This is a genomic window from Agrobacterium cavarae (assembly GCF_004310285.1).
Lineage (GTDB): Bacteria > Pseudomonadota > Alphaproteobacteria > Rhizobiales > Rhizobiaceae > Agrobacterium > Agrobacterium cavarae.
On record NZ_SISF01000032.1, the window covers coordinates 443911 to 454065 of the forward strand.

12 protein-coding genes are annotated in these 10155 nt (G+C 57.4%); all 12 read left to right on the forward strand.

The features are described 5' to 3' along the window. The first annotated feature begins 29 nt into the window (after positions 1–29). The 12 genes from EYC79_RS18035 (at position 30) to EYC79_RS18090 (ending at position 10154) form a co-directional block, all read left to right on the forward strand. The gene (locus EYC79_RS18035; RefSeq protein WP_130978973.1) at positions 30–731 is read left to right on the forward strand and encodes a hypothetical protein; all 702 of its coding nucleotides are present in this window, start codon (positions 30–32) and stop codon (positions 729–731) included. Then, positions 728–1735, forward strand: a complete 1008-nt coding sequence (locus tag EYC79_RS18040) for a phosphoadenosine phosphosulfate reductase domain-containing protein (protein WP_205654424.1) — start codon at positions 728–730, stop codon at positions 1733–1735. The genes EYC79_RS18035 and EYC79_RS18040 overlap by 4 nt, the downstream gene beginning before the upstream one ends. Further along, the gene (locus tag EYC79_RS18045; protein ID WP_130978855.1) at positions 1732–2298 is read left to right on the forward strand and encodes a hypothetical protein; all 567 of its coding nucleotides are present in this window, start codon (positions 1732–1734) and stop codon (positions 2296–2298) included. The genes EYC79_RS18040 and EYC79_RS18045 overlap by 4 nt, the downstream gene beginning before the upstream one ends. Continuing rightward, positions 2295–2588 (forward strand): hypothetical protein, encoded by a 294-nt coding sequence (locus EYC79_RS18050; protein ID WP_130978857.1) that lies wholly within the window; start codon positions 2295–2297, stop codon positions 2586–2588. Before EYC79_RS18045 ends, EYC79_RS18050 begins: the two co-directional genes overlap by 4 nt. Continuing rightward, the gene (locus EYC79_RS18055; RefSeq protein WP_130978859.1) at positions 2585–3805 is read left to right on the forward strand and encodes a helix-turn-helix domain-containing protein; all 1221 of its coding nucleotides are present in this window, start codon (positions 2585–2587) and stop codon (positions 3803–3805) included. Before EYC79_RS18050 ends, EYC79_RS18055 begins: the two co-directional genes overlap by 4 nt. Continuing rightward, the gene (gene nusG, locus EYC79_RS18060; protein ID WP_130978860.1) at positions 3792–4445 is read left to right on the forward strand and encodes a transcription termination/antitermination protein NusG; all 654 of its coding nucleotides are present in this window, start codon (positions 3792–3794) and stop codon (positions 4443–4445) included. Before EYC79_RS18055 ends, nusG begins: the two co-directional genes overlap by 14 nt. A gap of 185 nt (positions 4446–4630) precedes the next feature. Then, complete coding sequence (locus EYC79_RS18065) at positions 4631–5203, forward strand: hypothetical protein (protein WP_062600187.1); 573 nt, start codon at positions 4631–4633, stop codon at positions 5201–5203. 154 nt (positions 5204–5357) lie between these two features. After that, complete coding sequence (locus tag EYC79_RS18070) at positions 5358–6092, forward strand: MerR family transcriptional regulator (protein WP_165457072.1); 735 nt, start codon at positions 5358–5360, stop codon at positions 6090–6092. Further along, positions 6007–7785, forward strand: a complete 1779-nt coding sequence (locus EYC79_RS18075; RefSeq protein WP_062600189.1) for a phage terminase large subunit family protein — start codon at positions 6007–6009, stop codon at positions 7783–7785. The genes EYC79_RS18070 and EYC79_RS18075 overlap by 86 nt, the downstream gene beginning before the upstream one ends. 2 nt (positions 7786–7787) lie before the next feature. After that, positions 7788–7982: a phage head-tail joining protein gene (locus EYC79_RS18080; protein WP_062600190.1), complete on the forward strand. Its 195-nt coding sequence runs from the start codon at positions 7788–7790 to the stop codon at positions 7980–7982. Further along, positions 7982–9517, forward strand: coding sequence for a phage portal protein (locus EYC79_RS18085; protein WP_130978862.1), 1536 nt, complete (start codon positions 7982–7984; stop codon positions 9515–9517). Before EYC79_RS18080 ends, EYC79_RS18085 begins: the two co-directional genes overlap by 1 nt. Further along, entirely contained in the window at positions 9504–10154 is a 651-nt protein-coding gene (locus EYC79_RS18090; RefSeq protein ID WP_130978864.1) for an HK97 family phage prohead protease, read from the forward strand. The genes EYC79_RS18085 and EYC79_RS18090 overlap by 14 nt, the downstream gene beginning before the upstream one ends. Position 10155: the final 1 nt, after the last annotated feature.

A 10155-nucleotide genomic window follows, 5' to 3' on the forward strand; every position in this document is an offset into this window, starting at 1 on the left:
CACCCGCCCCACTTGGGCCGGTCGCGCCGATGAAAATTCTGGTCGGCTGCGAAACGTCCGGTGTCGTTCGCCGTGCCTTCGATGCGCTCGGGCACGATGTGTGGTCCTGCGATCTGCTGCCTTCCGAAGACGGAAGCAATCGGCACATCATCTGTGATGTGCGGGATCTGCTGAACGAAAAATGGGACCTGCTTGCGGTCATGCATCCGCCTTGCACCCGCCTTTGCAATTCCGGCGTCCGTTGGCTCAACGAGCCGCCAAAGAACCCACCTAATGAGGCGACGGCGGAAGAAAAGACGGTTTGGCCTCTGCTGACGCGCGAAGAAAAACTCTCAGTGATGTGGCGGCTGCTGGACGAGGGTGCAGCCCTTTTTTCTGACTGCTGGAATGCGCCAATCAAACGCATTGCGGTCGAAAACCCTGTGATGCATCGTCACGCGAAAGAGCGCATCAGCAACTATGCGCCACCAGCCCAAACCGTGCAACCTTGGTGGTTTGGCGAGCGGGCATTTAAGGCAACATCCTTCTTTCTTCGCAATCTGCCCAAGCTCGTGGGCACAGAGCGTCTTGCGCCTCCAAAGGCCGGAACTGATGAACACAAGAACTGGTCGCAGGTGCATCGCGCCTCACCTGGTCCGAACCGCTGGCAACTCCGATCCAAGACCTATCAGGGCATTGCCGATGCCATGGCGATGCAGTGGGGCGGTCAGGCGCGCGAGGTGGCCGCATGACGATGACGCACGTCGTTTCCGTTTCGGGCGGCAAAGATAGTACGGCGCTTTACCTGCGGGCCATGGAACGCGGACTGCCATTTCGCGCCGTGTTCGCCGATACCGGCAATGAACACGAATGGACTTACGATTTCGTACGGGAACTGCCGAGGTTGACGGGTGGTCCGCAAATCGAATGGGTGAAAGCGGACTTCTCGGAAAAGCTGGCCCGGAAGCGGGAGTACGTCGCACGTGTGTGGCCGGAAGAGGGCGTTCCGTTAAGTCAGGTAGAGCGGGCGGTTAACCTGCTTCACCCTACCGGCAACCCCTTTCTAGACCTTTGTTTGTGGAAGACCCGTTTCCCCTCATCCAAAACGCGCTTCTGCACTGATGAGTTGAAGCTTGTGCCGATGTTCCAGACCGTGCAGCGCCCGATACTGGAGGCCGGTAACACATTGATTTCCTGGCAGGGCGTGAGGCACGAAGAGAGCCTTGCGCGGCGCGATCTGGCACGCCTCCAGCGCATCAACCCCGTGCCGTTCTCTCTTCCTGCGGCACTGCGGCGCACGGGCGAGGCTTGGACGGCTTATGCTTACCGCCCCTTAGTTGAGTGGCTGGAAGTTGAGGTGTTCGCGTTCCACCGGAAGCATTCTGTTCCCTGGAACCCGCTATATGATCACGGTATGGGGCGGGTTGGATGCATGCCCTGCATCATGTGCAAGAAGGACGAAATGCGCTCCATTGCAGAGCGCTTTCCCGAACACATCGACAAGATTGAGGAATGGGAAACAATCGTCTCTGACGTGAGCAAGCGGGGCAATTCCACATTTTTCAATGTCACGGACGATCCGTTTATAGCGAACGGCTGGGCCGGAGATGACTACGATTGGTCTCTATCACGCACCGGCATTCGCGCTCGCGTGGAATGGTCGAAGACCTCGCGCGGCGGGCTGCAATATGACGGCCTCTGTCTCATGCAAGCCGACTTCAACACCTCCTGCAATCAATGGGGGGCTTGCGAATGACGACGCCAGCGCAGGCCGCACGTGAGCGCGAGAAGCAAAGGGTAGCGCGCCTCGAGGACATCGTTCGGCGCGCCAAGGGCGACCGATGGTCTTTCGATGTTGACGGTAAGCAGACACACATTCTTTCGCTTCGCGCGACGGGCGAAAGCGTTGTCCTTTGCACGATCCATGACGAAGCCCTGCCCGATGAAATCGAACTGATCAGTGGAGCGCTGGCAAACATCGTTCTGCTGTTGGAGCTGCGTCAACGCGCCATCATAGCTTTGAAGAGCGGTAGGGCATCACAGCCGCAGCAACCGACACAGCAGCAGCGGCAAATGAGGGACGGCGATTTCGCGGCGAATGCGGCCATTCTCTGCGGACAGCCGTTATTTCACCGTTTCCTAGAACGGCGCGCGCGTGACTGTCGTGCGATCCACAACAAAGACCACGCCGACAAGGTCATGAAGCAACTGATCGGCATCACCAGCAAGACACAACTGAACAAGGAAGAGCGAGCGCAGGCGGCGTTTATCGATCTGCGCTCTGACTTCGAGGTATGGAAAGAAAGGGGACGAGCATGACGGGGATGCTGCCAATTATCGAGATATTGGAAGACTGCGAAACGGACGCGAAGCGGGCGCAATGGCTGCTTCATGTGCCAAGTTTCGTCTTTTATCGCAGTCAGGTGGATATCCGCCGCGTGTTGCGTGCGGCGGGCTTTATGCAAGGTGTTGAGCTTCTTGAACTGGAGCTTTCGCTCCTGCTTTCGACACGTGACGGCGACGGACAGCCGCCCGCACAGATCGCCATGACCGTAAACGCCATGCGTGGCTTCATGCGTTCGCTGGTGCGGAAAGGTGGCCTGCAATGAGCGCAGAAGCCACTATCCGGCGCGGCGTGCGCAATGCGCGCTACACGACCGTTCCAAACCACGTTTTTGAGGACACGCGGCTTTCAATGGATGCGCGGTGGCTTCTCGGCTATCTGCTGTCGAAGCCGGACAATTGGACCATCGTCATCGGCGATATCATCAAGAAGGGCAATTGCGGGCGCGACAAGGCCCGCAAGATGCTGACGGAGCTTGTTGACTGCGGTTACGCGGAGCGCGAACAGACGCGAGACGAGGGCCGTTTTAGCGCAACCGCGCTGGTTATTTTCGATGAACCGCGCGCGGCGGCAGACACCAGCAGCGCCGAAGGTGTTGCATCTTTACCGCAGCCTGAAATGCCGTCGCCGGTAAAGCCGTCGCCGGTTTTGCCGTCGCCGGGAAAATCGGCACATAGTAATAACTCATACTTAGAAAATACTGATAATCAGCAAGAGGGAGATGCGCGCGAAGCTGATTTGAAGAATGAAGAAGACCCGAAAGCGGTAGTGCGGGCCTTCAAGCGTTGGTACGGGGATTGGCCGACGCGGAAAGTAGACAGCGCCTATGCTGCCGAAAAGGCGTGGTTCCTGCTGACACCGGAACAGCGCGCCGAATGCATCGCCAAATCGCCCACCTACATCGAACGGGCCAACGCCACGAAGGGCGTCAAAGTCCCTTGGGCCGGGCCGTACCTGACGGGCCGGGATTGGGAGAAGCTGGACGATCCTAAGTCCGATGTGGCCGCACCTGTGGTGCATGGGCCTTACACACGCGCCTGGCACGCCGGACGATGCGCCGAACTGCTCAAGCCTATTTCGCAGACATTGCCGCAACTGCCTGGGATGCTGCGTCAGATTGTCGAGAGGGGTGGCGAAGACGCCGAACGTATCCTTGCGGATCGGCGCCGCAAGTATGGTTGGCCGAAGGTCAGCACAATGGACGAGCGTGCAGGCGACCGTAAAGGCTCGACAGTGCCGCCTCAAGTCTTCAGGGTTTCAGAAGACTTCGACACCACCAGACGCGACAGCGAGCTGACGGCAGCATGGCGGCGGTTCTTCGATAAGCAAGGCTTACCGTTCCCGGCAGTGCCGCAAGGCGTTGACTGGCTGTTCTTCCCACCTGTGCCAGCCGAAGTCACCGACTTGGATATGGCGGTTGTGGAAGCGTGGGCGCAATTCGAGCAACAGATAACCGAGGGGCGGACAGATGATGCAGCATAGGTTCAACGATATCTCCCGCCACGTCTCATTGAAGGGGCTTATGAAGCTGGACAGGATCGCGACAGAGGCCGCGCAGGTGGCGCGCGAACGCGAATCGGCAAGCAAGGTAGCAGCGGATGCGCACGGTGATTCTAGCTGGATCATCGTGCAGGTTGCTTTCGGTCGTGAGAACGCTGTGGAAAAAGAGCTGCTGGAAGCCGGTATCGAAGCATGTGTGCCTATGCGAATGGGGCCGGAACGGAAGCGTCATGGCAAGCGTATCCCACCATCAGCAATGCCAGTGTTTAATGGTCTAGTGTTCGTATTCTGCCGACGTATTGGCGAGGCAATGCGGGGCGTGATGAGCTTCGAACACGTCAGGAAGATCGTAATGCACGAAGAAAAGGCGGTGCCATTCTCTGAGGACGCTATCAATGAATTCAAGGACATGGCGCGGAGAGGCGATTACGATTGGGACCGTAACGCAGGCACGTTTAACAAGGGCGACAAGGTCCGTATTACCAGCGGGCCGTTCGTTGGATATGAGGTTCGCATTGAAGCCTTTGCAGGCGCGGGCAATGGTGATGCGGTTGTGAGCATTCCCATTTTTGGAAAGCCTGAGGTCTTCAACATGCCTCTTGTCACGCTTGAGAAAGTGTGAGTACAAGATGTGCATGGTCGATCCGGTTCTTAGTGGCGGTTGCGTTTCACGCCCGGACCCAGCCCTGACAGTCTCTCTCGAATGAGACACCGATTCAGGGTCAGTGCTACAGCTATGAGATTTCCAAGGCGACCCTAACCCGGTCGCCTTTTGCGTTTCTATAGGTTGGTTCTGGAGGCTCTGTGATGTCTGGTGTGTTGACCATGAAGTGGGCCGACAGAAACCTGTCGAAGTACGGCAAGCGCATCCTGACGCTGAAGACGAAGTTCCCGAAAGTTCTGCCTCGCATCGTCAACCAGGTGGGCGACCGCTCAAAGACGGTGGTTATTCGGGAATTGGTGCAGCAGACAGGATTGCAACGCGTCGTCATCGTTCGTGCGATTGGCGATCCTAGGCGGGCAAGTCCTGGTCGCTACATTTACGACATGACGACGAGGGGCGGAAACATCCGCCTAAAATACCTGAAGCCGAGGGAAACCCGCAAAGGGGTAATCGCAAGGCCATTCGGAAAGCCAACGCTGTTTGCTGGGGCATTCCTTCGAGGCGGTAAGTTCCCTGACCGCAAAGACGTGCCTGCCTTCAACGGGCATGCGTATGTCAGACTGAACAAGTCAGGGACGAAGATCACCTTCGCTCGGTCTGGCGTTTTCATTCCTGTCGAAATGACGAGCGGTGCAACTGTTGCTGCGTTTCATCGGGTTGCTGCTCCATTGCTTGATCAACGCATTTCAGCGGTTCTCGATAAGCTGGTCCCGTGACCCTCAGGCCCGACCCATCGACCCGTCACCACCCCCCTCGGTTGGGTCCTCTTCCCGAAGAAGCCAAGTAGCGGGTGAGCGCGACTGCGGGATTTCTCGCTGAGCAAAAAATTATAGGGGGATTCCCCCGCCTTTTCAGTGGAATCGGAATCAGATGGCAAAGAGCTATCCTGACGACCTTCGAAGAGAGGTCATCGCCTTCATTGACGAGGGCCATACAGTTCGCGAAGCGGCGGAAAAGTTCAGCGTCAGCCCCAGCTTTGCAGCCAAATCCCACAAAAGGCACGTTGATGCTGGGCAAAGCCAGCCTTTGGGTGAGGTTGAGCCTGCTGACGAGGTGCTGCCGACTGTAGACGATGGCGAGGTTTCCGCTTCTGAGCTTGCCGATCTGCTTGGCGTTTCAAAGCGTGCTGTCTCCGACTTCGTTGAGCGTGGAATCGTGGTGAAGACAGAACGGAATCGCTTCGACATGCGGCGCTCGATCCAGCTCTACTGTGAGCATCTTCGCACGATGGCTGCGGGGCGTAGCGGCGACGGCGCGGACGCCTTGACCACAGAGCGGGCGCGCCTGGCGCGTGAACAGGCCGACCAAACCGCCATGAAGAACGCGGTTATGCGGCGTGAAATGATTCCAATAACGGACGTGCGGCATGAATGGACTTCAATTGGACGGCGTATCCGCAACGGCATCATGTCCGTTCCCTCACGGTGTCGCCAAATGCTTCCGCACCTCACGACTTTCGATGTTGATGTGATCGACCGCGAACTTCGGTCGGCGCTTTCCGATCTGGGTGAACAGGACGATGACAGAAGCCTTGACGCTGCTGCGGAAAGCGTTGTGGGAGAGCCTGCAACCGCCTCCGAAACTGAAGCTGTCGAAATGGATTGAAGAGCACATTCATTTGCCCGAAGGCGTTTCCTCGCTGACTGGCAAGGTAAGGCTCTGGCCTCCGCAACACGAAATCGCTGATGCGATCGGTGACTCCGCTATCGAGCGTGTCACGCTGGTTAAGCCGGTTCGCGTCGGCTTTACCACGCTGCTGACGAGCGCGATGGCGAGTTTCTGCAGTAACGATCCGGCCCCCATCCTTGCGCTGCTGCCGACCGAGTCCGACTGCCGAGATTACATGGTCTCCGATGTGGAGCCGGTCTTTGATGCCTCACCTGCGTTGCAGGGGATCTTGTCGAGCGACGAAAAAAAGGGCGGAAGAAACACGCTGCTTTCACGGCGCTTTCCGGGCGGTTTTCTTAAGGTCATCGCCGCCAAGTCGCCGCGCAACCTGCGTCGTCATAACGTTCGCATCCTGTTTATGGATGAAGTGGACGGTATGACGCCGACGAAGGAAGGCTCGGCACCAATACTTGCAGAGCGTAGAACGCTTTCGTTCTCAGATCGCAAGATTGTCATGGGATCGACGCCTGTTTACGAGGCAACAAGCCAAGTCCTGCGCTCCTATGAACTGTCGGACAAACGGATTTATGAGGTGCCTTGCCCCGAGTGCGGTCACTTCCACGAAATCCAGTGGGCAGACATCCAATGGCCTGAAGGCGAGCCAGATAAAGCATATTACGTCTGTGTCGAGTGCGGCTCCGTGATCGATGAACGGCATAAGCCGGGAATGGTCACGAACGGCAGGTGGCGAGCGCTTAGACCGGAAATCAAGGATCATGCAGGCTTCCGCATGAATGCTCTGATTTCGCTTCTGCCGAATGCGTCGTGGGGCCGATTGGCGAAGGAATTTGTTTCGGTCAAAAACGATCCGACCACCCTTCAAACCTTCGTCAACACGATCCTTGCGCAGGGATGGAAGGATGAAGCCGACGAGTTAGACGATATCGCTATATCGGAACGCGCCGAAGACTTTGGTTTCGAGTCCATCCCTATCGAAGTGCTGATCATAACCGCAGGCGTTGACGTGCAGGATGACCGCCTTGAGGTGACATTCGTTGGCTGGGACAAAGAGGGCGTTCCGTACATTCTTGGTCATGAAGTTATTTGGGGCCGCTACGACGACACAGCGACATGGAGTGAACTAGATATCCTGCTTGCAACGCAGTGGGATCATCCGCTTGGCGGTCGCATCAAGGTCGATGCCACGTGCGTTGACAGCTCGGACGGTGAAACGATGGAGACCGTCTATCGCTTCGCGTTCCCTCGCTTCAGTCGCAAGGTTTACGCCATCAAGGGTGCTGCGGGAAACCGGCCTTGGATTGAGCGCTCCAAGACCAGCGTAAAGGGCGGGCGTCTTTTCATTGTTGGTGTTGATGGCATCAAAAGCAACATCATGGGGCGGCTTGTCCGGCCCAAGGCTATGCGTTTCTCCAAAGACCTCGCGGCTGTCTGGTTCGAACAGATTGCCGGTGAAAAAATGGAAGTTACCTACAAGCGTGGTCAGACGGTGCGGGAGTTCGTTCCCGTACCTGGTCGCCGTCATGAAGCGCTCGACTGCACGGTTTACGCCTTCGCTGCTCGCCAGATGGTGGTTGCCAATTGGGCGCACCGCGAAGGCGAGCTTTCCACGCCACCGGAAATGGCGCCGCCACCTTCCGGCCCTCAAATCGCAACATCGGACTGGTTGTAATCATGGCTCTTATCGATGATCAAATTACCGCGCTCGAAGAGGCTGTTGCCATGGGTGCGAAGAAAGTGATCTTTCATTCTGGCGGCACTCGCCGCGAGGTGGAATACCACTCGCTGAAAGAAATGCGCGAAGCTCTGGCGTCGCTCCAATCGAAGCGATCGGGCGGCTCGCGCATGATCCTGGCGGCGCTCGATTGATGAGTATCGGAAACGTCTTGGACCGGGCAATCGGTTACTTTTCTCCTGAAGCTGGGCTTCGTCGGATAAAAAACCGGGCCGCGATCGACGTCATGTCGCGCGGCTATGCGGGCGCGGAAACCAGCCGGTTGAAGACTGGCAGGCGCGCACCGTCAACATCGGCTGACGCGGAATTGCTCCGCGCTGGTCGCGAGCTGCGCAACCGGATGCGTGACCTGGTCCGCAACAACCCACACGCAGCCAAAGCCATTTCGGAGCTTGTCAGCCATGCGATCGGCGACGGGATCATTCCGCGCTCGAAAAACAAGAAGGCGATCAAGCTTTTTAAGGCATGGGCAAAGGTCTGCGACGCAGACGGCGATCTTGATTTTTACGGCATGCAAACGCTTGTCGCTCGCGAAATGTTCGAAAGCGGTAACGGCTTGGTTCGTCGCCGTCGTCGTAGACTTGAAGACGGCTTGCCAGTCCCATTGCAATTGCAGGTGCTGGAAGACGATCTGATCGACAGCACGAAAGAGGGTATGCTTTCGGGTGGCGGTAAAGTCATCCAAGGCATCGAATTTGACGCGCTCGGTCGCAAGCGAGCTTATTGGATGTTCGGCTCGCATCCGGGAAACAGCTTTTACGATCCGTCATCGACGATCGTCTCCAAGCCTGTGCCGGCCTATGACATCGCCCATGTTTTCGAAAAGCAAAGAACGCAAGTCCGGGGCGCTCCCTGGGGTGTTCCTGCGATGGACGACATGTACGGTCTTGCCAAATATGAAGAAGCTGAACAAACAAGAAAACGTTTGGAAGCTTGCATCGTTGGCGTCATGACAGGCGGCGAAGAGGCCGATAATCTCGGTGCGCCTGTTGCCATGGATGCTGGCGGGAAACCTCTTCCGGCTGGCATTTACGACGTCCACGGCCAACGAGTGGAAAAGTTTTCGCCTGGTTCGTTCTACAACGCCGTGGGCGGGCGTGGATTGACGTTCTCCCAACCAGCAGTGACCGACAGTTACGACCCTTACAAAGTGTCGATGCTGCACACGATCGCGGCGGGATGGCGCGTGCCATACGCCATCATGACGGGCCGGCTGGACAAGGTTAATTACTCATCCAGCAAGATCGGGCTTGAGGGTTTCCGGCGTCTTATTTCGGCACTGCAATGGCAGGTGATCATTCCCCAGCTCTGCCAGCCGGTATGGGACTGGTTCTGTGAGGCCGCTTACTTCGCGGGCTTGCTCGACACACCGACAGTGGAAGTTGAGTGGTCGCCTCCGCGCTTCTATTCAGCAGATCCGCTGAAGGATGCGACGGCACGCATCAAGGAAGTCCGCGCCGGCTTCCGGTCGCTCTCAAGCGCGATCGCGGAAACGGGTGAAAACCCGGACGACGTGCTGAACGAAATCGCCAGCGACGCCAAGAAGATCGATAAGCGGAAATTGATCCTCGACAGTGACCCACGTCGCATGTCGCAGGCCGGGCAAGTCCAGCAGCAAGACGACAACAAACCCGACGACGACAAGGAAACCGACGATGACGAAGATTGAACTTCGCAACGCGCCTGCGAACCTGCCCATGCAGATCCGTGGGCAGGGTCTTTCGGAAAGCAAAATTGACGCGGAAGCCCGCACGGTGACGCTGGTTTTCACCACAGGCGCTTCCGTTCGCAGGCTTCGTTACACCGGATGGGACACCGCAAAGCCCTTCGACGAAATCCTTGTGGTTTCTGAGCGGGCGCTTGATCTATCTCGAATGAACCTCGGCGCGCCTGTCCTCGACAGCCACTCGAAATATTCCACGTTCTCGCAGGTTGCTGTTGTCGAGCGCGCGTGGATCGAAGGTGCCGAAGGCTGGGCGACAATTCGCTTTCCGAAAGTCGGGATCGACGCCAGCGCTGATCGCATGTTCGGCCTGGTCGCGGATAAGATCGTCAAGAACGTTTCTGTCGGCTACTCGATCGATAAGATCAGGGTGGAAGAGCCACAGAAGAAAGGCGAGGTCGAAAAGATTTTTGTCGAGCGCTGGACGCCTAACGAAATCTCTTTCGTGACCGTGCCTGCCGATCCCGGTGCGCAAGTTCGCGCAAGTGATGCAACCTTCCCGCTTTCCATCATGGGCGCATCTAACGCGTCCATCCGCGCTGCTCGCATGCGCATGGCTGAAGCCGCTCTGAGCTGCGTCTAGG